Origin of the sequence: Rhodococcus artemisiae, from assembly GCF_036327795.1 — a bacterium.
Taxonomy (GTDB): Bacteria; Actinomycetota; Actinomycetes; order Mycobacteriales; family Mycobacteriaceae; genus Rhodococcus; species Rhodococcus artemisiae.
The window spans coordinates 211,525-236,741 of sequence record NZ_JAUTXY010000003.1 but is presented as its reverse complement, the minus strand read 5'-3'; the positions used below and the strand labels follow the sequence as shown (position 1 = coordinate 236,741).

Genomic DNA, 25,217 nt, shown 5'->3' with positions numbered 1-25,217 from the left:
ACCGTGCCGGGAACCTATACGCGCGCAGGGTCTACCCGATCACGCCTTCTGCTCTTCGCCCATCCGCCAGCGGATGCCGGCTTCCAGGAAGCCGTCGATATCGCCGTCGAGCACGGTGGACGGGTTGTTGACCTCGAACTCGGTACGCAGATCCTTGACCATCTGGTAGGGGTGCAGCACGTAGGAGCGCATCTGGTTGCCCCAGGAACTGCCGCCGTCGCCCTTGAGCGCATCCATCTCGGCGCGCTCTTCCTGGCGCTTGCGCTCGAGGAGTTTCGCCTGGAGGACGCGCATCGCCGAGACCTTGTTCTGCAGCTGCGACTTCTCGTTCTGACAGGTGACGACGATCCCGGTGGGAACGTGTGTCAGTCGTACCGCGGAATCGGTGGTGTTGACCGACTGACCGCCCGGGCCGGACGACCGGTAGACGTCGACGCGGACGTCGTTCTCATCGATATCGATGTGGTCGGTGGTCTCGACCACCGGCAGCACCTCGACCTCGGCGAACGAGGTCTGGCGTCGGCCCTGGTTGTCGAACGGGCTGATGCGGACGAGTCGGTGGGTGCCCATCTCGACCGACAGGGTGCCGTAGGTGTACGGCGCCTTGATCGCGAAGGTCGCCGACTTGATGCCGGCTTCTTCGGCGTAGGAGGTGTCGTAGACCTCGACGCCGTAGCCGTGCTTGTCGGCCCAGCGGATGTACATGCGCATGAGCATCTCGGCCCAGTCCGCGGCGTCGATACCCCCGGCACCGGCACGGATGTTGACGAGGGCGTCACGCTGGTCGTATTCACCCGACAGCAGCGTCCGCACCTCCATCGCCTCGATATCGATGCGCAGGGTCTCGCGCTCGGAGTCGGCATCGGCCAGCGCGGAGGTCTTGGCGTCGCCCTCTTCACCCTCGGCGAGCTCGTAGAGCACGGGCAAGTCCTCGAGACGCTGCCGCAACTCTTCGACACGGCGCAATTCGCTCTGCGCGTGGGAGAGCTGACTCGTGACCTGCTGGGCATGCTCCTGGTCGTTCCACAGGTCGGGGTCGGCCGCCTGATGTTCGAGCTCGTCGATACGGCGACGCAGCTCTTCCACATCGAGAACCGACTCCACCGTCCGGAGGGTCGTTGCGAGCTCGGCCAGGTCTGCGGAAACATCAGGATGCACGATTCTCTAGGCTACCGGCTAAGCGCTAGCGTCTGACGCATGGCCACCGACTACACCGCCGATCTCGACCTCGCTCTGCGTCTCGCCGACGCCGCCGACGCGCTCACCCGCGACCGTTTCGGCGCGCTGGACCTGAGAGTCGATGACAAACCCGACCTGACACCGGTGTCCGACGCCGATCTCGCAGTGGAACGGCTGATCCGCGGCACCCTCGCCTCCGAGCGACCCGGCGACGCGATCCTGGGCGAGGAATTCGGCGGCGATCCGGTGTTCGAAGGACGCCAGTGGGTGGTCGATCCGATCGACGGCACCAAGAATTTCGTGCGGGGTGTGCCCGTGTGGGCGAGCCTCATCGCACTTCTCGTCGACGGAGTACCGGTCGTGGGCGTGGTCAGCGCCCCTGCGCTGAACCGCCGGTGGTGGGCTTGTGCGGGCTTCGGCGCGTGGACGTCGCACGACGGCAGTGAGCCGCGCCTGATCACGGTGTCCGACGTCCGTTCACTGGGGTCGGCGTCGCTGAGCTTTTCGAGTCTGTCCGGCTGGAAAGACCGCAACATCCGCGACCGGTTCGTCGACCTGACGGACGAAGTGTGGCGCGTGCGCGCGTACGGCGACTTCTTCTCCTACTGCCTCCTGGCGGAGGGCGCGCTCGAAATAGCGCTCGAACCCGAGGTGTCGCTGTGGGACCTGGCGGCGCTCGACGTGCTCGTCCGCGAGGCGGGTGGCGAATTCACGAACCTCGACGGCACGGCAGGACCGCACGGCGGAAGTGCTGTCGCTACGAACGGCGCGTTCCACGACGAGGTCCTCACGCGGCTGAACTCCTGACGCTCGTCCGACGCTGCCCGCGCCGCGGTTCACCTGCGGCGCGGGCAGCGTTGTCACACCCGTTCACCCAGAACTTACTTGAAAGTAGACACCGACCTTACTCGGGAGTAAGGTAGATCCCGTCCGCTCCGATACAAGAAACTTCTGGTGATCATGAGCAAGCAAGACAGTGTGGCCCGGAACACCCCCCGCGACACATCCGCCGTCGGCCTCAACCCGATCAAGCGGGACGCGATGGGAGCAGCGATGCGCGTGCTCACGCGGATCACCGGCTCCGAACTCGCCGACCGCTACAACTTCCGCCAGGCGATCGACCGAGTGACGTACGAGTCCACCAAGACCGGCTTCAAGACCCTCGGCGCCGCGACCCGCACGTTCAAGAAGGTGTCCGGCGGCAATGGGCCCGAACGTCTCGCGACCGCGAAGAACGCCGACTACTTCGACCTCACTCCGACCGACGACCAGCAGATGATCGCGGAGACGGTGCGCGACTTCGCCGCCGAGATTCTGCGTCCGGCCGCAGACGACGCCGACGAGGCCGCATCGGCCCCCGCCGACCTGCTCGCACGCGCCGCCGAACTCGGCATCACGCTCGTCAACGTCCCCGAGGCATTCGACGGTGCCGCCGCCGAGCGCGGAGTCGTCACCAACAGCCTCGTCGCCGAGGCCCTCGCGCACGGCGACATGGGTCTTGCGTTGCCGATCCTCGCGCCGAGCGGCGTCGCCGTGGCCTTGACCGAGTGGGGCACCGACGAGCAGCAGAAGACCTATCTGCCCGCGTTCGCCGGCGAAGATGTTCCGCAGGCATCCGTCGTCATCGCCGAGCCTCGCGCACTGTTCGATCCGGTCGCGCTCCGGACGAAGGCCGTCCGATCCCCGAGCGGATATCGGATCAACGGGGTCAAAGCCCTTGTCCCTGCCGCCGGTAGCGCCGAACTGTTCATCGTGGCAGCAGAACTCGACGGCAAGCCGTCCTTCTTCATCGTCGAGGCGAAGAGCAAGGGGGTCGTCATCGAAGCCGATCCCAGCATGGGCCTACGCGCCGCCGGCCTCGGCCGCCTCCTGCTCGAGGATGTGGCAGTGCCGCAGTCGGCACTGCTCGGCGACGACAACCCGGATGTCCGCGCAGTGCAGTACGCCGACGCGGTGCGGTTGTCGCGCCTCGGCTGGGCGTCGCTCGCCATCGGCACCGGCCAGGCCGTGCTCGACTACGTCGTGCCGTACGTGAACGAGCGCGAGGCATTCGGTGAGCCGATCAGCCACCGTCAGGCGGTTGCGTTCATGGTCGCGAACATCAAGATCGAGCTCGACGGCCTCCGTCTCGTCACCCTCCGCGGTGCTGCACGCGCCGAGCAGGGTCTTTCGTTCGCCCGCGAAGCCGCGCTCGCCCGCAAGCTCGCGACGGACAAGGGGATGCAGATCGGTCTCGACGGCGTCCAGCTGCTCGGTGGCCACGGCTTCACCAAGGAACATCCCGTCGAGCGTTGGTACCGCGACCTACGCGCCATCGGCGTGGCCGAGGGCGTCGTCCTCGTCTGAGCGGCCCGGACACACACAAGGAACCTGTGATGATCAATCTCGAACTTCCCAAGAAGCTCAAGGCTTCCGCGAATCAGGCCCACCAGGTCGCCGCCCAGATCTTCCGACCCGTCTCCCGCAAGTACGACCTCGCGGAACATGAGTACCCCGTCGAGCTCGACACGATGGCGGCCATGGTCGAGGCGCTCAACGATTCCGGCCAGGGCGCGGCAGGCGCAACGCTCGGCCGCGAAGGCAAGGTCAAGGACTCCGACGGCAGCAATGCCAACGGCGGCAACATGGCCGGTCTCCTCAATGTCATCGAAACCTGCTGGGGCGACGTCGGATTGACGCTGTCCATCCCGTACCAGGGCCTCGGAAACTCGGCTATCGCCGCGGTCGCGACCGACGAGCAGCTCGAACGGTTCGGCAAGGTGTGGGCCTCGATGGCAATCACCGAACCCAGCTTCGGCTCGGACTCGGCCGCCGTCACCACCACCGCCGTTCTCGACGGCGACGAGTGGGTCCTCAACGGCGAGAAGATCTTCGTCACCTCCGGCGAGCGTTCGTCGCACGTCGTCGTGTGGGCATCGGTGGACAAGTCGAAGGGCCGCGCCGCGATCAAGTCGTTCGTCGTCCCGCGCGACGCCCCCGGGCTGAGCGTCGCCCGGCTCGAGCACAAGCTCGGCATCAAGGCGTCCGACACCGCGGTACTGCTGCTGCAGGACTGCCGCATTCCCAAGGACAACATCCTCGGCTCGCCCGAGGTCAACGTCGAGCAGGGGTTCGCGGGGGTCATGCAGACCTTCGACAACACTCGCCCGATCGTCGCCGGCATGGCGATCGGTCTCGGTCGCGCCGTGCTCGAAGAACTGCGCGGCATCCTGTCCGAGGCGGGTGTCGAGGTCGACTACGACGTTCCGGCGAACAACCAGCATGCGGCCGCCGCCGAATTCCTTGCACTCGAGGCAGATTGGGAAGCCGCCTACCTTCTCGCGCTGCGAGCGACGTGGATGGCCGACAACAAGAAGCCCAATTCGCTCGAGGCGTCGATCTCCAAGGCAAAGGCCGGTCGCACCGGTACCGCTGTGTCACTCAAGGCCGTCGAGCTCGCGGGCACCTACGGCTACTCGGAGCGTCCGCTGCTCGAAAAGTGGGCTCGTGATTCGAAGATTCTCGACATCTTCGAGGGCACACAGCAGATCCAGCAGCTGATCGTGGCCCGCCGCGTGCTCGGCAAATCGTCCTCCGAACTGAAGTAGTAGCCATACTCGAATACGGTTCGGAGGCCCATCGGGGAGGAGCGAAGCCCCCGCCACACTCAGGTGCGGCGGGGGCTTCGCCGATTCCGGCCGGGCTTCACCGAATCGGATCCGAACCGGCGAGCACCCACTTCGGGCAAACACCTGCCCGGGACTCTGTCTCGCCACTACTGTGTGGTCGAGTGCACAGCAACGGAGGGGGCCCATTGCTCGACCTGGACATCCTGGAACGGATCACCGGCGGGCGAGCAAGCACGCGGCAGATCACCGACACGCTCGGTGCAGTCGCGGTCATGCTGCGCTCCGGCCTGCTGCACTTCCCACGCGTCGATCGGAGCCTGGCGACCTTGGCCGCCACCCGCAAGTACGGACCGTTCGCCGGCGCGGTCCATGCCCACGCTGTCCGCGGTCTCGATGCTGTAGCGATCTCCGACGAACACGGCGACGTGACCTACGCCGAACTCGACGCACTGTCGAACGCGCTCGTACGTGCATGGAGTGCTGCCGGAGTGACTGCCGAATCCGTTGTGGGCGTGATGGCGCGCAACCACCGAGGCCTCGTGCTGACGATGCTGGCCGCCGCGAAACTGGGATCCCGGCTGGTCCTGATGAATACCGGGTTCGCGTCGCGACAACTCGTCGATGTGGCCACCCGCGAGAGCATCTCGACCTTGGTCTTCGATTCGGAATTCGCGGACGCCACCGCGACACTCCCTGGGAATGTCCGCAGATACCTGTCGTGGCAGGACGATCCGGCTCTCGACGTACCGACACTCGACGCGGCAATCGAAGGGCTCGATCGATCCGCCGTCCCCGTTCCGGAGGACTTCGGCGGCTTCGTCCTGCTCACGAGTGGCACGACCGGCACACCCAAAGGCGCCCCACGGGGCCGCACCTCGCCCATCGCCTCGGCGCAGTTCCTCGATCGAGTGCCCTTGCGCGAGGGTCAGACGATGGTGATGGCAGCCCCGGCGTTCCACGGAACCGGGGTCTCACAGCTGGCGCTCGCTCTGGCACTCGGGCAGACCGTAGTGATGGTGCGCCGATTCTCCCCCATCGATGCTCTGCGTGCGATCGAGGATCACCGTGCGAACGTCCTGGTGGTGGTGCCCACAATGCTTCAGCGGATCCTCGAGCTCGGCGCGGCGACGATCGCCGAGTTCGACACATCGAGTCTGAAGATCATCTTCTCGGCCGGCTCGGCGCTGTCCCCCGACGTCTGCCGTCGCACCCAGGAATCGTTCGGCCCTGTCCTCCACAACCTGTACGGCTCGACCGAATGCGCGGTGGTAACCGTCGCAATGCCCGAGGACATCCAGCACGCGCCCGGCACCGCGGGTCGGGCACCGGTGACCTGCCACGTCGAACTGTTCGACAACGACGGTCGGCGCATCACCGCACCGGGCGAGGTCGGCAGGATCTTCGTCAAGAGCGGGCTGAGTTTCGCCGGCTATACCGACGGTCACGACAAAGAACGTATCGGCGGGCTTCTGTCGACCGGAGACGTCGGACACTGGGACGAGCGGGGCTACTTGTTCGTCGACGGCCGCGACGACGACATGATCATCTCCGGCGGCGAGAACGTGTATCCACTGGAGGTCGAGAACCTCCTGGCCGAGCGAGACGATGTGTTCGACGTTGCAGTAGTCGGTATCCCGGATCCCGATTTCGGTCATCGTCTGCGGGCGTTCGTGGTGTCGGCTCCCGGTGCCACCCCCGCTCCCGGCGAGATCAAGGCGTTTGTCAAGTCGAACCTCGCACGCTACAAGGTGCCGCGCGAGGTGGTGTTCCTCGACGAGCTTCCCCGCAATGCGACCGGCAAGCTGCTCCGGCGTGCACTCGAGGAGATGGACCCGATCTCCTCCCCCGACGAGCAGGACTAGAACAACGAAAAGCGAAGGCCGGTCTCCTCATTCGGAAGACCGGCCTTCGCATTGGTAGCGGGGACAGGATTTGAACCTGCGACCTCTGGGTTATGAGCCCAGCGAGCTACCGAGCTGCTCCACCCCGCGTTGCAGGAACAAAGTTACACGACCGGGGAAACGAAAGGCAAATCGCCTGGGCGGCCGCGGTTTTGAAGGAGCATTCGGTGACCTGGGACACTTTTCGGCCATGATCCCCAACACATAACGAATGAATAACATGTTTGTGACGAGTAGGTGATTTCTGGAGATGACCTGCGGAAACCCATCTCGAAATCTCATATTTTGGACATTGATAGTTGAACTCTGCAGGATGACGACTCCCCACTCCCCTTGTACGGTCGGTCCCGGTTCGAATTCACCGGACCACCACCGGCCCGCCGCCGCCGAGTCTGCCCCGCGGGATCCGGTGCCTACGAAGACCTTCGGAGGGGCAGAGGCACGCGCGACCCATCACGACACGACATGTCGTCGATGGACCGCCTTGCTGCGAGCGCGAGAGGACCACCCAGCATGAACGCATTGCTCACCAAGCACGCCCTTCGTACCGTCGTCGTGACCGGCGCACTCGTCGCTGTCCCGCTCGGCCTCGCGGCCGGCACCGCATCCGCCGCTTCCCACAACTGGGACGGTGTCGCACAGTGCGAAAGCGGCGGCAATTGGGGGATCAACACCGGCAACGGCTACTACGGCGGCCTGCAGTTCTCCCAGAGCACCTGGGAGGCCAACGGGGGTAGCGGCAGCCCCGCGAATGCTTCGAAGGAAGAGCAGATCCGGGTCGCAGAGAACACGCTGCAGACCCAGGGCCCCGGCGCGTGGCCCGTGTGCGGCCAGTACCTGACCACCGAGTCCGCACCGGCAGAACCCGCCCCTGCACCGGAGGCGCCTGCCTCTCCGGTCGTTCCCGACGCTCCGATCGTGGAGGTTCCGGCCCTTCCCGCCGAGGCCCAGCAGGTCTTCGACGCCGCGTCCGACCTCGCAGCGCAGCACGGCTTCGATGCACCGTTCGCGCAGTTCGTCAGTGTCGCCGGACTCTGATCCTGCCCCGAGAGATGACGAGGCCCCGCCCCCATCGGCGGCGGGGCCTCGTCATCTCGTCATGTGGCGCTGTGCCACCGCCTGTCACAGCGGATGATCAGCCACCACTCGACTGGTAACTCTCGACCGCGCGCTGCACCCGCGCGAGTGCATTGCCGTACGCATCGAAGTCGCCACTGCGCTGCGCGTTGGCGAGCTCGTCGAGTGCCGAATCGAGCTCGGTCACCGCGGACTCACGGCTGGCGGGGGGAACCGCCACCGGAGGTGTTCCGGGCTCCGGTTGCTGACCATCGTCAGGCACCGCACCTTCGACCGTCTCGCTGCGGGTATCGTCCTCGATCTCCGCACTCGACACCGCCGAACCGCCCGGTGCCGTCGCGGCATCGCCGACACCCTGCCCGAACACCTGGTCCAAGGCTGCAGCCAGGGTCGGTGCGTAACCGATCCGCACACCACCTCCCGAGCCCGGCTCACGGTAGCTGACCAACACACGGGAGAGCTGCGGGAACGTCGATGTACTGCCCGCCGTCGGATTTCGCTCGGTGTACATCGGCTGGACATACAAGATGCCGCCCTCGGCGATCGGCAACGTGAGCAGGTTGCCGTACTGGATCCGGTTGGATCTCTCGAGCAGAGTCCGCTCGGATGCGACACGGGTGTCGGAGATCATCGCGTTCTGTGTCTGCTCCGGACCGAAGGTCTGAGTGTCGGTCGGCAACTGCAGGATCGTGAACTGCCCGTAGTTCTCCGGGTCTGCCTCCACCGAGATGTACGCGGACAGGAACTGCCGGTTGTAGCCCACCATCGCGGACGTCAACCTGAATCTTGCGTCGGCGGTCTCCTCGTCGCCCATCAGCAGGTAGTACGGCGGCTGATTGGCGGTGGTATCGACCGTCGGGTCTGCCGGAACCGACCAGAACGCGTTGTTGGTGAAGAACTCCAGCGGCTCGTCGACGTGGTACTTCGCGAGCATCTCCCGTTGAACCTTGAACAGATCCTCGGGGTAGCGGAAATGCGAGCGGAGCTCGTCGGAGATCTGGTCCTCGGCCGTCACGGCGTCCGGGAAGACCCCCATCCACGCGTTGAGGACAGGGTCCTGCTCGTCGACCTGGTAGAGCGTGACAGTGCCGTCGTACGCGTCGACGGTCGCCTTCACCGAGTTACGGATGTACGAGACCTCCTTGCGAGGCAGCAGACGTCCGGTGGTCTGGTCGATGCTGTCCTCGAGGAGACCTTCGAGCGAGCTGCGCTGGGCGTACGGGTAATTGTCGAGCGTGGTGTACGCGTCGACGATCCACACGATGCGGCCGTCGACCGCTGCCGGGTAGGCATCGCCGTCGGCGGTGAGCCACGGCGCGACCTTGGTCACGCGGTCGCGCGGGTCTCGGTTGTACAGGATCTTCGAGTCGCTGCCGATCGCGCTGGAGAACAGAATGTTGCGCTCGGCGTATGTCGCGGCGAACGCGAAGCGGTTGATCCAGTTGCCGATGTCGACGCCACCCGCACCTGTATAGGTGTAGGTCTCGGTGTCGGTGTCGTACTCACGGGGTGCTGTGCCCTCCCTGCCACCGACGATCGCGTAATCGGGATCGGCCTCGGCGATCACTTCACCGAAGTAGATGCGCGGCTGCTCGACGGGGATGACCTGGTTGCCGGCCGCCTGCGACGCGAGGTCGCTGATCATGTAGACCGGGTACCCGCTGTTGCTGTTCGCAGCTTCTTCCGCAGAGGTACTCGCGGCGGCATTCACCCGGTTCGCGGGAGCCGCGACGAGACCGTTGCCGTGGGTGTACACCGTGTGGCGGTTGATCCAGTCGGTCTGGTTGCCGGTCAGGCTCGTGGGTGACAATTCACGAGCGGCGACGATGTAGTCCTCCACACGGCCGTCGACCTCGTAGCGGTCGATGTCCAGCGATTCGGGATAGCCGTAGAAGTTCTTGAGCTGAGTCTGCTGCGTGAAGGTACGCGGCAGCACGTTCGGATCGAGGAGACGGGTGTTCGCGATCGTCGTGATGTCCGCCGGAACGTCCTCGGGAGAGACCGTGCCCACCCCGGGATAGTCCTCGTACGTGACCTTGTCGTCGGTGATTCCGTATGCCTCGCGCGTGGCCTCGATGTTCCGTTCGATGTACTCGCGTTCCTTTTCGGCGGCGTTCGGCCGGACCGAGAACTGCTCGACCATGAGCGGGTAGATCGCGCCGACGAGAATCGACGAGAGCACCAGCAGCGCCGTCGCGAGGGCAGGAATCCGCAGATCGCGGAACACGATCGCCGCGAAGAACGCGATCGCACAGATGATGGCGATCGCCATCAGGATCAGCTTGCCGGGCAGAACCGCGTTGATGTCGGTGAAGCCCGCGCCGCTGAACGTGGGTTCCTTCCGGCCGCTCCACAACAGTTCGTACCGGTCGAGCCAATAGGCCACCGCCTTGAACGCGACGAACAGGCCTGCAAGGACGGCCAGCTGGATACGCGCCGCGTTGGAGATGTGGCCACCGCTTCCGCCGCGACCTGCGAGGCGGATTCCGCCGAAGATGTAGTGCGTGACCAGGCTCGCGAAGAACGCCAGGATGATCGCGACGAACAGCCAGTTGAGGACGAAGCGGAAGAACGGCAGGTCGAATGCGTAGAACCCGACGTCCAACCCGAACTGCGGGTCGGTGGTTCCGAACGATCCCCCGTTGAAGAACATCTGGACCGTCACCCAGCTCGACTGGGCGATGAGCCCGGACAGTACGCCGATACCGATCGGGATTCCGAGTCCGAAGGCCCGCATCCGCGTCATGACCGTCGTGCGATACCGCGCGATCGGGTCGCCGGGCCCGGCTGTGGGCACGAACACCGGGCGCGATCTGTAGGCGAGGAACAGCGCAAGCCACAGCACCGCCGCCACCAGGATGCCGACGACGACGAACAACGCCAATCGTGTCAGGAGGACTGTGACGTATACGCCACGGAAATCGACTGATCCGAACCACAGCCAGTTCGTATAAGTATCCAAGATTCTCGGGCCGAGTAGCAGCAACACGGCCACCACCAAGGCGAGAATCAGCAGAGCCTTGCTCCGCTTCGTCAGACTCGGTACTCCGGTCGGGGGCCTCATGCCCACGTGCCACGCTCCCAACTCGTACGGCGACGCGGGGATCCGCGCCGTCTCCACCTCGTGTCACAACCCGGTGACCGTTTCGCCCTACTCTACGGAAACCGCGTGGCGTGGGTGCACCCGCCGCTCCGGTGGGCACATCCCGGTCTTTCGAATGTCAGGATAGGCATGTGAACGATCACCTCCCTGTCCCTTCTCCCGATGCGCTCTCGCATGCCGTCCACGAGATCGTCGATTTCGTCGATGCGGAGGGTTGGGACCGACCTCCGGTGATGTTCGCTCTGGTCCCCACCGCGCTGCTCGCAGCAGCGGAACCGACCCTCAGCGACCAGCTCGACGACGGCCACGAGTACACGCCGATCGTCCAGGATCTGCTGCCCGACGACATCGAGGGGGGCAGCCCGGCACTGGACGAGTTCCTCGCGACCACCAGCTGGCCGGCCTCGGTGTCCGGTTGCGCGCTCGTGCAGGAGATCGTCGTGCTTCCCCCGAGCGCGGAAACCGACCTGGACGAAGCACTCGTCCCCCGGCTCGCCGACAGGCATGCAGCCGACGATGCGGCACTCGGCGCCGCGCGCACGCACCCCGACCGTCGCGAGGCTCGCCTGATCACCGCGGTGCTGCGCGACGGCCCGTCCATGAGCCTGCTCGAGCTTCGTCCCACCGACGACGATCCGTTCGCGGGCGCCGAACTGCGCACCGCCGACGATCTCGCTCCGAATGTCGTCGAGGCGCTCTATGCGACGCTGGAGGCCGCGGAGGACGACTGATCGGGAGCTCCACCACCACCCGGCCCGTCCCTGTTCGGTCAGCCGCAGGTGGGCGCGTCGCCGCCGGAAGCGACGGACGCGAGTGCGTCGATTGCATCTTCGAGGGTCTCCACCTCGATCAGCTGGATGCCGTCAGGCGTGTCGGTCAACGCTTCGGCACAGTTGTCGGCCGGAACCAGGAAGTATTCGGCGCCGCCCTCTGCGGCCGCGGTCAGCTTGTGGGTGATGCCGCCGATCGGCCCCACGACACCGTCGGAGTCGATGGTGCCGGTGCCGGCAACGTGCTTCCCGCCGTTGAGTTCACCCGGGCTCAGCTTGTCGACGACGGCAAGGCTGAACATCAGGCCCGCCGACGGGCCACCGACGTCTGCGAGATTGAACGAGACGGTGAACGGCACGTCCGGAATCTCTTCGGTGCCGATTCCGAGGAAGCCCTTGTCCGGGTCGGTCGGGCGCTCTCCGACCGTGACGGGAACGAGCTCTTCGACGCCGTCGCGTTCGATCGTGATCTCCAGGTCGCTGCCCGGCGCAGTGTCGCCGACCGCGCGCTGCACCTGGCCGGCGGTGCTCACGGTCTCACCGCTCACCGCGAGGATCCGGTCGCCTTCATGGAGCAGCCCCGCGGCCGGGGCGTCGTCTGCCACCTGCGCGACCCGGAGGGTCACCGGCATGTCCAGGTAATGGAGTGCTGCCAGCTCGGCACTGAGCTCGGACTGCGCGAACTGTGCGTGATCTGCCGCTTTGACCTCGTCCTTGCTGCGAGTAGGCGGGTACACCTGTTCACGCGGCGACAGACCGTAACGTCCGCTGAACCAGGCCAGGACGGACTGCGCGAGCGTCAGGTTGTCGGTGACACCGACCGTGGTCATCACCAATTCGCCGGTTGTGGGGTCGGGTTCGACGCCCTCGATTTCGATGACCGGTGTCCCGTCGACGTCGCCGAGCGTGTCGAAGGTCGGCCCTGGGCCGAGCGCAACGTACGGCACACGCACATTGAATGCCAGCACCGCGAGGACCACTACCGGGAGCAGAACGGCAAGGGGCATCACGAGGCGTCGATTCACCCGGCCAGGGTAGCGGGCGCACGATGTTCGCGTTCAGCGTGACCACACCGGCCGTTTCCGGCTCCGTCCCCTTGTACCGTTGACGGTATGAGCGACACCCCCTTCGGATTCTCGAACCCCGACGACGATCCCGACCGTAAGAAGGACGGGGGGTCCGACGGCGGCGCAGGCGGCTCCGGGGGCGGATCTCCGTTCGGTTTCGGCGTGCCGGGCAGCGGCGGCGACAACCCCTTCGGCGCGCAAGGCTTCGACCCGTCCCAGCTCGGGCAGATGCTGAGCCAGTTCGGCCAGATGCTCAGCGGCATGGGCAGCGCGATGGGTACCGGCGAGTCCGGTCCCGTCAACTACGACGTCGCCACCAAGCTCGCCCGTCAGCAGATCGGGTCGGTCACCCCGGTGTCCGCCGGCACCACCGATGCCGTGCGCGACGCGGCACGTCTCGCGGAGTTGTGGCTCGACGCCGCGACGACGCTGCCGGCCGGCGCAACCAAGGCCGTGGCCTGGACCCCTGTCGATTGGCTCGACAACACGCTCGACACATGGAAGCGTCTCGCCGACCCGATCGCCGAACAGGTCAACGGCATGATGGTGCAGGGGCTTCCAGAAGAAGCAAAAACGATGGTGGGCCCGATGATGGGCATGTTCGCCCAGATGGGCGGCCTCGCGTTCGGCTCGCAGCTCGGTCAGGCCCTCGGCCAGCTCTCGAAGGAAGTGCTCACCTCCACCGACATCGGGATTCCTCTCGGGCCCGAAGGTACGGCCGCGTTGATGCCCGCGGCGATCGAATCGTTCGGTGAGGGACTCGAGCAGCCGGCGCAGGAGGTGCTGGTGTTCCTGGCGGCACGCGAATCCGCACACCAGCGGCTCTACAGCCACGTGCCGTGGTTGCGTCAGCGGTTGCTCGGCGCGGTCGAGGAGTACGCCCGCGGAATAAAGATGGACTTCTCGGCCATCGAGGATCTTGCTCAGGGCATCGATCCGGCGGCACTGACCGATCCTTCGAAGATCCAGGAACTCCTCGGGCAAGGCGCGTTCGAACCTCAGACCACGCCGGAGCAGAAGGCTGCACTCGAGCGGCTCGAGACGATGCTGGCACTGATCGAGGGCTGGGTCGAGATCGTGGTGTCGGACGCTCTCAGCGATCGTCTCCCCGGCGTGTCCGCGCTGAGCGAGACTCTCCGTCGTCGACGCGCCACCGGCGGTCCGGCGGAGCAGACCTTCGCGTCGCTGGTGGGTCTCGAGCTCCGGCCGCGGAAGCTGCGGGAGGCCGCGACACTGTGGCGACGCCTCACCACCGATGCCGGCGCAGATTCACGCGACAATGTCTGGGCACACCCCGACCTACTCCCGGATTCCGCCGACCTCGACAATCCGACCGCGTTCGTCGATCGGGTGATCGGGGGCGGAACCGATGCGTTCGACGACCCCATCGCGCAGCTGAAGGCGACGATGGAACGCGAAAAGGCCGAGCGTGAGAAGAACTCGGACGACGAGAATCCCGACGAATCGGACTGAGACCGTCTTTGCCCTGGTCACAGGCATTCGAACCTGTGGATAACCTGGCCTGAACGACCTCGGGTGGAGCAACGCGGCTGCGAAGCTTCCCGGTATGACCAGTTCCGTCCGTACCGAAGCGTCGGTCGATACCGACGCTCATGCCGGTCTCTCGTGCGACCCCGCACTGCTCGTGTTGAGACGCACCGATGGTCGTGTACAGCTGGGGTGGGGTCCCGACACCGGTCGCGTCATCGTGCCGCCCGAGGGACTCGACGAATTCGATGTGCGCACGGTCCTGCAGTTGCTGGACGGACGGCACACGGATGACGAACTCGTCGAGACCGCGGTCGAGCGAGGGGCAGACCCCGCCGGGGTTCGGTTGCTGCTCGATGATCTCGTCGCCACCGGGATCGTCCGGGCGCCGGCACGGCCCCGGCCCCGGGTCGCGCCGGGACCCGCACAGCGGATCCGGATCTACGGCGACGGTCCGCTCGCCGATGCACTGTGCACGCAGCTGTCGTTGCGGGACACCAAGTGGTTCCGGGCGGGTAGGTACACCGGCGACGAACGTCTCCAGGAGGACCTCGCGTGCGTGGTCCTCGCCGACATCCAGGTGCCGGATCCACTCGTGGTGCGCGACCTCATGCGGCATCGTGTCCCTCATCTGACTGTCCGTACGAGGGACGGGCGCGGGATCGTCGGTCCCTTTGTCGTCCCCGGTCGAACGAGTTGCCTGCGATGCGCAGATCTGACCCGCACCGATCTCGATCCCTCGTGGCCGGTCCTCGCCGCTCAGCTGTGGGATCGGCCCGCGCATGCCGAGCGCGCGGCCGTTCTCGCCACCGCTGCTATCGCGCTGGGAGAGCTCGATGCAATTCTTGCCGGGTCCGTGTCGCCTGCTGTGGCCGATCACACCGTGGAGATAGATCTCTCGTCGTACCGGTTGTCGAGGCGACGCTGGTTCCGTCACCCGGACTGCGAATGCGCCAGGTGACCCGCCCCGGGCCGGAGATCATGTGGGCCCGGTCAGGCATGATGGTGTGCGTGGCAGACATCCCGCGCAGAAGCTCTTCCCGCACCGCCAAACTCGCGAGCATTCCGCTGGGTATCGCGGGGCGCGCCGCTGTGGGCTTCGGCAGGCGTCTGGCCGGGGGCGATCGCGACGAGATCGACGCCGAGATGACCGCGAAGGCCGCGGAACAGTTGTTCACCGTGCTGGGCGAACTCAAGGGTGGCGCCATGAAGCTCGGGCAGGCCCTCAGCGTGATGGAGGCTGCGGTCCCCGAGGAGTTCGCTGAGCCGTATCGAGAGGCCCTGACGAAACTCCAGGCCGAGGCACCACCGCTGCCGGCCAAGGCCGTACATCACATGCTCGACCAACAGCTCGGCACCAAGTGGCGTGAGCGATTCGCGTCGTTCGACGATGTACCGACCGCGTCGGCCAGCATCGGCCAGGTGCACAGGGCGGTGTGGTCCGATGGCCGCGAGGTCGCGGTCAAGGTGCAGTACCCGGGCGCCGACGAGGCGCTGCGCGCCGACCTCAAGACGCTGTCGCGGTTCGCGAGCCTGTTTTCGACCGTGATGCCAGGCACCGATGTACGAGCAATCCTCGACGAACTCTCGGCACGGACCGAGGAGGAACTCGACTACCGTACCGAGGCCGACAATCAACGCGCATTCTCGAAGGTGTTCGAGAACGACCCGCAGTTCAAAGTGCCGCGCGTCGTCGCGAGTGCCCCCAAAGTCACTGTGACCGAATGGCTCTCTGCCACTCCCTTGTCGTCGATCATCACGGGCGGGACGCGGGAGCAACGTAATCGGGCAGGCGCCTTGCTCGCCGAGTTCCACTTCTCCTCACCGGCACGAGTGGGGTTACTGCACAGCGATCCGCACCCGGGCAATTTCATGCTCCTCGAGGACGGACGTCTCGGCGTCATCGATTTCGGCGCCACCGCAGCGATGCCGGACGGTTTCCCACCGGTACTGGGACGGATGGTCCGGCTTGCGCTCGACGAACGGTTCGACGAGCTGACGCAACTGTTGTACGACAGCAAGTTCGTGTTACCCGGCCGGACGGTGACGGACCAGGAGATCGCCGACTATCTCCGGCCGTTCACCGACCCGATCCGAACCGAGTCGTTCCATTTCACCCGGTCCTGGCTGCAGCAGGCCGCGGGTGTGGCCACCGACTTCTCCGGTCCTCAGTTCCGGACTGCCCGCACGTTGAATCTTCCGCCCGAGTATCTGAGCATCTTCCGGGTTCTGTTGGGTTCGGTGGGGATCTGCGCTCAACTGGACGCATACGCGCCCTACATGCGGATCCTCACCGAGTGGCTGCCGGGGTTCGTCGACGAGTGACCACCCCGGGCGGCCGGGGCAGGAGGGGCCGCCCCGGGCGGCCGGGGCATGGCCCTCCCCCGGCCGCCTGAGTAGATCATGCACACACCAATTCCTTGTCGGGATCGGTGACGACGGGATGCTTGCGCGGACGCCCCCGGGGGCGCTTGCGTGCGACGACCGTTCCACGGTCGAGGATTTCGCCGCCCCATACTCCCCAGGGCTCCTCGCGATCGAGGGCGGCTGCGAGGCACCGCGAACGCACGGGGCATGCGGAACACAGTTCCTTGGCACGCTCGAGGTCGGCGGGCGTCTCCGCGAACCACAGGTCCGGATCGTAGTTGTGGCACGGCAGGATTCCGGCACGCGCACCGGTATCTCCGTCGGAATCGTGCGGGGCGGTCGACAGGGTGTCGCTCGGCACGAGAGCTCCTTTTCGCTGGTTCGGATGAAATGCGGTGCGAACCGGGCCGAAAAGCAAGAAGGCCACGGTCCGCTGGGCGGGGTCCGTGGCCTGGAATTCGGATGCGACTACCGGAGGCGAACCTCGGGCAGAATCCTGACCACGGACGAGACGGCTGCTGCACGCACACGACGGGCACGCAGAGCAGCCACGTCGGCTGCCCCGGCGGCGGGGGCAGCGATGAGTGCGAGCGCTGTGAAGCCGAGCATCGGTGCTACCTCCTACCGTGGTTCGTGCACGGGCTCTCCCGTGACATCGTCATCCAGAGTAGTGATGCCCCCGCGGATGACACAAGTTATTTTCTACCTGCAGGTTTGTTGGTCTACGACGACGGTTACCCGTGGATACATGACACTCGCAACGAGGAGATTCATTCCCGTGCTCGATTGCCCCGACCCGCGAGCGCTCGCCGGTTTCTATCGCGACCTACTCGGCTGGCAGATCGAGACGGACCGGGACGAGTGGTTCGAACTGGCCCGGGACGAAAGCACCGCGATCGCATTCCAGCTCGCGCCCGACTTCGTTCCGCAGCGATGGCCGGACGAAGGCGTCATCGCCCACCTCGACTTCAACGTCCCGAACCTCGACGACGCCGAGCGAGTCGCACTCGATCTCGGCGCGACCCGAGTCCACGGCCCATCGACAGCGACGACGTTTCGTGTGTTCCGGGACCCGGCGGGCCACCACTTCTGCCTTTGTTCGTGCTGACGGGATCTCGAGGTCGGCGAACCTCGGATACCCATGTCGTCCGCACTCGCACCCAGAGGACCGAATAGCTCGGCACCGCAGCGATCAATACACTCCACGTAAAAGCGACAAGTCGGTCGTTCCGACCCCCGAATCAGTGACCGAGAGCCGGACGAGACCGGATTGCAACCGACCCCACACCGCCACGCGACCCCCGCCGTCTTGTCGAATGCGACTATCGAGTGATGCGGAAGTTGTGTGTGAGGTCAATGTTGCGCGTGTTGTCTACGTCGTCGATTACAGTGTTGGCCCTCGGGATCGGCGCGTACGGCCTCGCCGCGGCGCAGCCCGCCGCGGAACCGCAACCATCGGAGAACACTGCCATATCGGAGAACACTGCCGTATCGGATCGCGCTCCGCATGTGGTGGAGACCCGGGAGATCTCCCCCACCCACACCGTCGTCGACGTCTACTCCCCGGCAATGGATCGGGTGATCTCCAACGACGTTCTCCGGCCCGCACACGGCGGCTCGCTACCCACGCTGTATCTCCTCAACGGTGCACTCGGCGGCGAGGACGGCGTCGGCTGGATGAACAATTCGCAGGCCCCCGCCTTCTTCGCCGACAAGAACGTGACCGTCGTACTGCCCATCGGCGGGCGATTCAGCTTCTACACGGATTGGGGCGCCCCAGATCCGATCCTGGGCATCAACATGTGGGAAACCTATCTGACCCGGGAATTGCCGGGCGTGATCGACAGCGAGTTCGACGGGACCGGACTCAACGCGGTCGCTGGGTTGTCGATGAGCGGCGGGCCTGCGCTGGATCTCGCGATCCAAGCACCCGCGTTGTATCAGGCTGCCGCATCGTTCAGCGGATGCCCTGCTCCCAGCAATCTCCTTGCCAGCGTGGGTATCTCGACCATGATCGCCAGCGGGCTGAACAACCCGTTCAACATGTGGGGCCCGCCTGGCAGCCGGGGGTGGAAAGCACACGACCCCGCTGCCAATGCCGCGAAACTCGCCGGTACCGCCGTGTACGTCAGCGCGTCCCGCGGGGCTGTGGGTGCGGTGGACCAGATCCCGGAGGGCGCGATCCCGCCGGTCGGCGGCATGGTCGTCGAAGCACTCGTGCACCGATGCACCGCAATGTTCGTCGATTCGCTCGAAGCAGCGGGTGTCCCGGCGACGGTGTCGATGCGTGACACCGGCGCCCACACCTGGGCCTTGTTCGAAGATCAGCTGCGCGAAGCGTGGAGCACCACGATCGCCCCGGCACTGCAGACCCGCTGAGTCCCTCAGATCTGGGTCCTACAGATCTGAGTCTTACAGATCGAGGGTATCGGCGGCCCGCTCACCGCGCACGAGCGCGAGGACGTCGGCCCCGAACTGTTCGAGCTTTCTCGCGCCGATTCCCGGGATCGAGACGAGCGCCCGATCGTCGGCCGGTTGCTGTTCGGCGATCGCGACCAGGGTGTTGTCGGTGAACACCACGTAGGCGGGAACCTTGAGTTCCTTGGATCGATCGCGTCGCCAGTCCTTCAACGCCACCAGTAGGTCCTCATCGAGGTTCGACGGGCATCCCTCGCATCGGCCGAGTTTCGTGGAGGTCGAGGTCATCAGAGGCTTCCCGCACACCCGGCAGTGCGGGCGCTTCTTCTTCGACGGCGCCGGTTCGATGATCTTCGACGCCGGCGAACTGTCGGGGATCAACCCCAGCAGGAATCGTGATCGGCGGCGGGTCTTGCGCCCGCCCTCCGTGCGCGACAACGCCCAGGACAACTGCAGATGCACACGCGCGCGTGTCACCCCTACATACAACAGCCGGCGTTCCTCCTCGATGCCGGCTTCGTCGGGTGCGGTGTCCTTGTCGCCGGTGACGTGCGTGATCGGCAGCATGCCGTCGGTGAGCCCCACGAGGAACACTGCATCCCACTCGAGCCCCTTTGCCGCGTGCAGGGACGCGAGGGTCACGCCCTGAACGGTCGGTGGCTGTCTGGCCTCGGCGCGCGCCGCAAGATCGCGCAGCAGGTTCGCGAGCGTCAGATCCGGTTCGTGTTCGAGGAGTTCCTCGGTGAGCTGCACGAGGGCGGTGAGCGACGCCCACCGCTCGCGCGCCTGGGTACCGGCAGGTTCGGTGTCGGTCAGGCCGAGCGGAACGAAGGTGGCACGGACCAGGTTGACGAGGTTGCTTCCGCGATCCGCGTCCTCGGGCAGGTCGTCGCGCGAGCCGGTCTGACGCAGGGCGTTCACCGCCTGGCGCACCTCGGCGCGCTGAAAGAACCCCTCGCCCCCTCGAACTTGATAGGGAATGCCGGTCTCGGTGAAGGCCTGCTCATAGGCTTCGGACTGAGCGTTGATCCGGTACAACACGGCGATCTCGGAGGCCGCGACGCCGTCGCGCAGCAGCTTGGCGATGGCCTTCGCGACGGCTTTCGCTTCGGCGGGCTCGTCGTCGTATTCGGCGAAGACCGGTTCTGGCCCGGGCGGGCGCTGACCGATCAGCTGAAGTCTGGTGCCGGCGATCCGGCCTCGTGCTTGACCGATCACCCGATTCGCGAGGTCGACGACCTGTGGAGTGGATCGGTAGTCGCGTTCGAGCCGGACCATGGTGGCCTCGGGGAACCGGCGGGAGAAGTCGAGTAGATACTTGGGCGAGGCTCCCGTGAACGAATAGATCGTCTGGTTGGCGTCGCCGACCACCGTCAGATCGTCCCGTTCGCCGAGCCACGCATCGAGCACGCGCTGCTGCAGCGGTGTGACGTCCTGGTATTCGTCGACGACGAAACACCGATACCGGTCGCGGAACTCCTCCGCCACCGTCGGGTTGCCCTCGAGAGCGCCCGCCGTCTGCAACAGCAGATCGTCGAAGTCGAGATAGATGCCTTCTTCGCCCCGGTTCTTCAGGGATTCGTATCCTGCGTAGACCTTCGCGACCCGTTCGGGGGCGGCGGGCGGCTCGCGCCGTGCCCGGGCGGCGGCCGCCGGGTAGTCCTCGGGTGCGTGGAGCGACCCCTTCGCCCATTCGATCTCGGACAGGAGATCGCGGACCGTGTCGGTGTCGGTCGGGAAACCTGCGCGATGTGCTGCCTGGGACACAACCGCGAACTTGCGGTCGAGCAGATGCCACGGAATATCGCCGACGACCTGCGGCCAGAAGTAGCGCAGCTGCCGCAGAGCGGCAGCGTGGAATGTGCGGGCCTGAACCTGCGGACCCGATCCGCCGACCCCGAGTTCCCGGAGACGCGAGCGCATCTCTCCCGCGGCACGCGCCGTGAAGGTGACAGCGAGGACCTGCCCGGCCGAGACGTGGCCGTCGGAGACGAGGTGAGCGATCCGGCGCGTGATGGTGCGGGTCTTGCCGGTACCGGCGCCGGCGAGAACACACACCGGACCCCGGGGTGCGAGGACCGCTACTGCCTGTTCCGGGTCGAGACCGTCCACCGCCGCTTCCACACGCATGACCCCCATCATGGCAGTGCGGACCGACATCGCGACCGACCGGCGTCACCACCCCGCGCGCCGCCTGTGTCCGAGAACACATTCGAGGGGAAGTGGAACAGATCGGGCCCCGCGTGACGTTGTCGCCGTCATGACGACCTCCGATATTTCGACCGCCGACACGCACGCGCTCACCATCTACTCGACCACATGGTGCGGGTACTGCAAGCGCCTCAAGAAGCAGCTCGACGAGAACGGCATCGGCTACGCCGAGATCGACATCGAGTCCGACCCCGCTGCCGCGGAGTTCGTCGGAAGCGTCAACGACGGCAACCATGTCGTCCCGACGGTGAAGTACGCGAACGGGACGACCGAAACCAATCCGCCGTTGTCCGCCGTCAAGCGGGCGCTGGGTCTGTAGATCGGCCGGTCGGGCGGGCGGTGCCCGTCGCGGACCTGCACCGCCCGACTCATTCGGTGAGCACTCGTCCACCGGGAGCCGGGACAGCCGACTCCGCAGCCCGGCTCACCTCCTGCCACGCCAACCAGGTGTCGACACGCTGTTTCGCTGCGTCGACGGCCGCGTCGAGTACCGCACTGCCGAGAATGAGACGCAGTGGCGGCGCATCACTGTCCACGAGTGCGCTGATCGCCGTGGCCGCGAGGGCCGGCTCGCTGTCGATACTGGCATCGGCGAACTGTTCGGCGATGTCGGCGCGGAGCTGCGCGTAGTCGTCGGACGGCTCGGTGAATCCCATCCCGGTGTAGAGGTCGGTCCAGTATCCGCCGGGTTCGACCATGGTGACGTCGACGCCGAAGCCCGCAAGTTCCGCAGCAAGTGCCTCACTCGCGCCTTCCAGTGCGAACTTGCTCGCGCTGTAGATTCCGGAGGTCGGTCCGGTGACGACACCGCCGATGCTCGAGATCTGCACGAGGTGGCCACCTCGCTGGCGCCGCATCACGCCCGCCACCGCCTGGCTCACCCATAGCGCCCCGAAGAAGTTCGTCTCCATCTGAGCGCGCACCTGCGCTTCGTCGAATTCCTCGACGAAACCCGACCACATGGTTCCGGCGTTGTTGATCGCGATGTCGATGCGACCGAAACGTTCGACGGCGGTATCGACCGCCCCGAAGACCGCCGCGCGGTCGGTGACGTCGACGGGAAGCCTGAGCACTCTGTCGTCGTCGAGATCGGTGACGGTGTCGATCGTGCGGGAGACGGCGACCACACGGTCGCCCGCCGCGAGCGCTTCATCGACGAACGCCCTACCCAGACCGCGGCTCGCTCCGGTGACGAACCACACGCGCTCTCGTGTATCCGATCGAGTCATCTGCGCCTCCTCGAAATAAGACGAGACGATCCGTCTCGTTATGATCGAAACAGTAACCTTATCCCTCGCGCGAGTCAATACGGTCCGTCTCGTCTCGACTGGAACGTATGATCGCGCCATGCCCTCCATCGAACCGAACCGTTCGCGACGCAGCGCCGCCTCGCACACCGCAATACTCGATGCGGCCGTCGAACTCGTGGCCGAAGTCGGCTACGCGCGCCTCTCGATCGAAGCAATCGCCACACGCGCCGGTGTCGGGAAGCAGACGATCTACCGGTGGTGGCCGTCCAAGGGGGCGGTGCTCCTCGACGCATTCCTGCGCAAGAACACCGGTGATTCCGAGAATTCGCCGGGCCTTCCCGACACCGGCGACCTCGACGCGGACCTGAAAACGGTGATGCGCGCGTCGATCGAGGAACTACACGACCCCGCATTCGAGAAACCTCTCCGCGCACTGACCGTCGCGGTCCTCACCGACGACGCACTCGCCGAGGAGTACCTGCGGCGGTTCGAGGCACCCACACGAGAGGTGAAGAAGCAACGACTCCGAACGGCACAGGAATCCGGTCAACTACCGGACGACCTCGACCTCGACGCCGCACTCGACGCGATCTTCTCGCCTCTGACCCAGCGATGGTTGTTCCGTACCGGGCCACTGACGGCCGACTACGCCGACCGCATGGTCGAAGTCGCGCTGGACGGAATACGACGTACCGATTCGGCGATCAGCCGTTGACCCAGCCGGAGATCAGTCCGCGCGCAATCGAGATCGAGCCGGGCAGCAACAACGGCGCGTCTTCCGGCGACGCCCAGTCGCCTACGGCGAGGGCAGCGCGCACCTCGTCGCGCGTGAACCACCGTGCCTCAGCGATCTCTCCGTCCAGGAACTCGACCCTCTGGTCCGGATCCGCCACTGCGGAGAACCCGAGCATCAGCGAGCGCGGGAACGGCCACGGCTGACTTCCGAGGTACTGCACGTCGTGGACGTCGACTCCGACCTCTTCGCGGATCTCACGAACCACGCAGGCTTCGAGCGATTCCCCTGCCTCGACGAATCCCGCCAGCACGGAGAAGCGGCGCTCGGGCCACGACGGTTGGCGGGCCAGGAGAACGCGGCCGTCGCCATCGTGCACGAGGCAGATGATGGCCGGATCGGTTCGGGGGAATTCCTCGTGACCGGTCACGGTGCTGATCCTCGACCAGCCCGCGACGGTGGGCTCGCTGGGGGAACCGTCGACAGCACTGAATGCGGCCTGATCGTGCCAATTGAGCAGCGCCACAGCACTGACCATCAGATCGGCGTCGGCATCACCGAGATCTTCGCCCACCCGGCGGAGGTCGGCGACCGTTCCGGTCTGTGCGAGCACGCGGACCGCCCACACGTGCAGACCGTCGCGAATCCCGAGGAACACTGCGCCGGATACAGGTTCCGGCCCCAGTTCGGTGGCCTCGGCCAGCACGAGAACCGATCCGGCGACAGGCGCCTGGCCTCGGCGATCGATCCGCAGGAGCTTCGCTGTTGCCCATCCGGAGCGAAGCGCGTCGACGTCGGAGCGCAGTTCCTCGGCACGCTCGACGACGGTGCGCGACAACAGCGGTGTCTCACCCAATGCGAAAGCCGTCACACCGTGCACACTAACCGCGCATCGCTCCGGAAGCCGAACCGGACACCAGCCGGATGTACAGGAGTTTGTCGCCGGGCTCGATCGCATCGACCTCCGGAGACCCGATCCTCCACATGCGGCCGTCGCGCACCACCGCGAGAACGATGTCCTTGAGATGACGGGGCGAACCCCCCACCTCACTCTCGTCCACATCACGTTCGGCGATCGCGAAGCCTGCCTCGGGCGTCAGCAGATCTTCGATCATCTCGACGACGTTGGGGGTGGTCGTGGCGATACCGAGGAGCCGTCCCGCGGTCTCGGACGAGATCACCACCGAATCGGCTCCCGACTGTCGCATCAAGTGGGTGTTCTCCGATTCACGGATCGCCGCAACGATCTTCGCCTTCGGCGCGATCTCGCGTGCGCTGAGAGTCACCAGAACCGCGGTGTCGTCCCGGTTCGCCGCGACGATCACCGCGGCCGCGTGCTGGACGCCCGCGAGTCGCAGCACGTCGGATTTGGTGGCCGAGCCCTGCACCGTGACGAGTCCCAGACGCTCCGCGGCTTCGAGGACGTGGGGGTCGGTGTCGACCACCACGATCTCGGACGGGGGAACCCCGTCGCCGAGCATCGCATCGACGGCTGTATGGCCTTTGGTGCCGTAACCGATGACGACGGTGTGATTACGCACGCGGCGCCTCCATCGCTGAATCTCGAATGCCTGTCGCAGAGTATCGGCCGGTCCGAGCGTGTCGTACCGGCCAAGACGGCAGCCTACGCTCAGAGCGCTAGTGTGGCGTGCATGTCCCCGCAACGTTCCCGCGGCCCGGCGTTGCGCCTCGCCGCTCTCCTCGCCGGCGCCGGCGTCCTGCATTTCGTCCTGCCGGCACGGTTCGACAGCATTGTGCCGAAGCAGTTGCCGGGCGAGGCTCGTCATTACACCTACGCGTCGGGTGTAGCCGAGTTGGCCGTCGCGACGACGCTGGCGGTTCCCCGCACCCGCCGGCTCGGTGGCACCCTCGCCGCGGCGTTGTTCGTCGCGGTGTTTCCCGCGAACGTGCAGATGGCGATGAGCTGGCTTCGCAGCAACCGCGTCTCCCCCGCGGCGAAGGCCCTGGCAGTGGCCCGTCTTCCCCTGCAGATCCCACTCGTCACCGAAGCGTTGAAGGTCCGGCGTACCGCCCGTTCGTGACGT

22 protein-coding genes, 1 tRNA gene and 1 pseudogene are annotated in these 25,217 nt (G+C 66.0%); 14 read left to right on the top strand and 10 right to left on the bottom strand.

The genetic code is table 11. The features are described 5' to 3' along the window. Positions 1 to 39: 39 nt before the first annotated feature. The gene (gene prfB / locus Q7514_RS08690; RefSeq protein ID WP_330132847.1) at positions 40 to 1,158 is read right to left on the bottom strand and encodes a peptide chain release factor 2; all 1,119 of its coding nucleotides are present in this window, start codon (positions 1,156 to 1,158) and stop codon (positions 40 to 42) included. A gap of 39 nt (positions 1,159 to 1,197) precedes the next feature. Between prfB and hisN the strand changes: the two genes are divergently transcribed. The 4 genes from hisN (at position 1,198) to Q7514_RS08670 (ending at position 6,649) form a co-directional block, all read left to right on the top strand. Further along, entirely contained in the window at positions 1,198 to 1,986 is a 789-nt protein-coding gene (gene hisN, locus Q7514_RS08685; protein WP_330132846.1) for a histidinol-phosphatase, read from the top strand. A gap of 147 nt (positions 1,987 to 2,133) precedes the next feature. Further along, the gene (locus tag Q7514_RS08680) at positions 2,134 to 3,525 is read left to right on the top strand and encodes an acyl-CoA dehydrogenase family protein (RefSeq protein ID WP_330132845.1); all 1,392 of its coding nucleotides are present in this window, start codon (positions 2,134 to 2,136) and stop codon (positions 3,523 to 3,525) included. Positions 3,526 to 3,554: 29 nt separating this feature from the next. Further along, positions 3,555 to 4,766: an acyl-CoA dehydrogenase family protein gene (locus tag Q7514_RS08675; RefSeq protein ID WP_330132844.1), complete on the top strand. Its 1,212-nt coding sequence runs from the start codon at positions 3,555 to 3,557 to the stop codon at positions 4,764 to 4,766. Positions 4,767 to 5,059: 293 nt separating this feature from the next. Beyond that, positions 5,060 to 6,649: an acyl-CoA synthetase gene (locus Q7514_RS08670; RefSeq protein WP_330133087.1), complete on the top strand. Its 1,590-nt coding sequence runs from the start codon at positions 5,060 to 5,062 to the stop codon at positions 6,647 to 6,649. A 52-nt stretch (positions 6,650 to 6,701) separates the two neighbouring features. Here the strand turns inward: Q7514_RS08670 and Q7514_RS08665 are convergent. Beyond that, positions 6,702 to 6,778, bottom strand: a tRNA-Met gene (locus tag Q7514_RS08665). A gap of 423 nt (positions 6,779 to 7,201) precedes the next feature. On the opposite strand from Q7514_RS08665, the gene Q7514_RS08660 reads away from it, so the two are divergent. Beyond that, complete coding sequence (locus tag Q7514_RS08660) at positions 7,202 to 7,726, top strand: transglycosylase family protein (RefSeq protein ID WP_330132843.1); 525 nt, start codon at positions 7,202 to 7,204, stop codon at positions 7,724 to 7,726. A 97-nt stretch (positions 7,727 to 7,823) separates the two neighbouring features. Here Q7514_RS08660 and Q7514_RS08655 read toward each other — a convergent pair whose 3' ends face one another. Beyond that, complete coding sequence (locus Q7514_RS08655) at positions 7,824 to 10,835, bottom strand: UPF0182 family protein (protein ID WP_330132842.1); 3,012 nt, start codon at positions 10,833 to 10,835, stop codon at positions 7,824 to 7,826. Positions 10,836 to 10,999: 164 nt separating this feature from the next. Here Q7514_RS08655 and Q7514_RS08650 point away from each other — a divergent pair, with 164 nt between their 5' ends. Continuing rightward, complete coding sequence (locus Q7514_RS08650; protein WP_330132841.1) at positions 11,000 to 11,599, top strand: PPA1309 family protein; 600 nt, start codon at positions 11,000 to 11,002, stop codon at positions 11,597 to 11,599. Between the two features lie 38 nt (positions 11,600 to 11,637). Here Q7514_RS08650 and Q7514_RS08645 read toward each other — a convergent pair whose 3' ends face one another. Beyond that, positions 11,638 to 12,663 (bottom strand): YlbL family protein, encoded by a 1,026-nt coding sequence (locus tag Q7514_RS08645; RefSeq protein WP_330132840.1) that lies wholly within the window; start codon positions 12,661 to 12,663, stop codon positions 11,638 to 11,640. Between the two features lie 87 nt (positions 12,664 to 12,750). Here Q7514_RS08645 and Q7514_RS08640 point away from each other — a divergent pair, with 87 nt between their 5' ends. From Q7514_RS08640 to Q7514_RS08630, 3 genes are all read left to right on the top strand, one after another. Beyond that, positions 12,751 to 14,178 carry a zinc-dependent metalloprotease gene (locus tag Q7514_RS08640; RefSeq protein ID WP_330132839.1) on the top strand — a complete coding sequence of 476 codons (1,428 nt, stop codon included), beginning with the start codon at positions 12,751 to 12,753 and terminating at the stop codon, positions 14,176 to 14,178. 94 nt (positions 14,179 to 14,272) lie between these two features. Beyond that, positions 14,273 to 15,154: a TOMM precursor leader peptide-binding protein gene (locus Q7514_RS08635; protein WP_330132838.1), complete on the top strand. Its 882-nt coding sequence runs from the start codon at positions 14,273 to 14,275 to the stop codon at positions 15,152 to 15,154. Between the two features lie 38 nt (positions 15,155 to 15,192). Next, positions 15,193 to 16,518 (top strand): ABC1 kinase family protein, encoded by a 1,326-nt coding sequence (locus Q7514_RS08630; RefSeq protein WP_330133086.1) that lies wholly within the window; start codon positions 15,193 to 15,195, stop codon positions 16,516 to 16,518. Positions 16,519 to 16,594: 76 nt separating this feature from the next. Here Q7514_RS08630 and Q7514_RS08625 read toward each other — a convergent pair whose 3' ends face one another. After that, a complete protein-coding gene (locus Q7514_RS08625) occupies positions 16,595 to 16,906 on the bottom strand; it encodes a WhiB family transcriptional regulator (protein ID WP_206039552.1) in 312 nt (103 codons plus the stop codon). 122 nt (positions 16,907 to 17,028) lie between these two features. Beyond that, positions 17,029 to 17,169 (bottom strand): hypothetical protein, encoded by a 141-nt coding sequence (locus tag Q7514_RS08620; RefSeq protein ID WP_330132837.1) that lies wholly within the window; start codon positions 17,167 to 17,169, stop codon positions 17,029 to 17,031. Between the two features lie 139 nt (positions 17,170 to 17,308). On the opposite strand from Q7514_RS08620, the gene Q7514_RS08615 reads away from it, so the two are divergent. Next, on the top strand, positions 17,309 to 17,668 hold the full coding sequence (locus tag Q7514_RS08615; RefSeq protein WP_330132836.1) for a VOC family protein: 360 nt from the start codon (positions 17,309 to 17,311) through the stop codon (positions 17,666 to 17,668). 248 nt (positions 17,669 to 17,916) lie between these two features. Beyond that, positions 17,917 to 18,939: an alpha/beta hydrolase gene (locus Q7514_RS08610; protein ID WP_330133085.1), complete on the top strand. Its 1,023-nt coding sequence runs from the start codon at positions 17,917 to 17,919 to the stop codon at positions 18,937 to 18,939. A 33-nt stretch (positions 18,940 to 18,972) separates the two neighbouring features. On the opposite strand, the gene Q7514_RS08605 is transcribed toward Q7514_RS08610, so the two are convergent. Then, positions 18,973 to 21,108: an ATP-dependent DNA helicase UvrD2 gene (locus tag Q7514_RS08605; protein ID WP_330132835.1), complete on the bottom strand. Its 2,136-nt coding sequence runs from the start codon at positions 21,106 to 21,108 to the stop codon at positions 18,973 to 18,975. Positions 21,109 to 21,238: 130 nt separating this feature from the next. On the opposite strand from Q7514_RS08605, the gene Q7514_RS08600 reads away from it, so the two are divergent. Next, on the top strand, positions 21,239 to 21,508 hold the full coding sequence (locus Q7514_RS08600) for a mycoredoxin (RefSeq protein ID WP_408016059.1): 270 nt from the start codon (positions 21,239 to 21,241) through the stop codon (positions 21,506 to 21,508). 49 nt (positions 21,509 to 21,557) lie between these two features. Here Q7514_RS08600 and Q7514_RS08595 read toward each other — a convergent pair whose 3' ends face one another. Continuing rightward, positions 21,558 to 22,418 carry an SDR family NAD(P)-dependent oxidoreductase gene (locus Q7514_RS08595; protein ID WP_330132834.1) on the bottom strand — a complete coding sequence of 287 codons (861 nt, stop codon included), beginning with the start codon at positions 22,416 to 22,418 and terminating at the stop codon, positions 21,558 to 21,560. Positions 22,419 to 22,536: 118 nt separating this feature from the next. Here Q7514_RS08595 and Q7514_RS08590 point away from each other — a divergent pair, with 118 nt between their 5' ends. Next, on the top strand, positions 22,537 to 23,154 hold the full coding sequence (locus Q7514_RS08590; RefSeq protein ID WP_330132833.1) for a TetR/AcrR family transcriptional regulator: 618 nt from the start codon (positions 22,537 to 22,539) through the stop codon (positions 23,152 to 23,154). Here the strand turns inward: Q7514_RS08590 and nudC are convergent. Both nudC and Q7514_RS08580 read right to left on the bottom strand, forming a co-directional pair. After that, a complete protein-coding gene (nudC, locus tag Q7514_RS08585; RefSeq protein WP_330132832.1) occupies positions 23,144 to 24,043 on the bottom strand; it encodes an NAD(+) diphosphatase in 900 nt (299 codons plus the stop codon). The two genes, Q7514_RS08590 and nudC, sit on opposite strands and share 11 nt — an antisense overlap. 10 nt (positions 24,044 to 24,053) lie before the next feature. Then, positions 24,054 to 24,790: pseudogene (locus Q7514_RS08580) on the bottom strand (potassium channel family protein); the annotation flags it as partial. A gap of 34 nt (positions 24,791 to 24,824) precedes the next feature. Here Q7514_RS08580 and Q7514_RS08575 point away from each other — a divergent pair. After that, complete coding sequence (locus tag Q7514_RS08575; RefSeq protein WP_330132831.1) at positions 24,825 to 25,214, top strand: DoxX family protein; 390 nt, start codon at positions 24,825 to 24,827, stop codon at positions 25,212 to 25,214. Positions 25,215 to 25,217 lie beyond the last annotated feature (3 nt).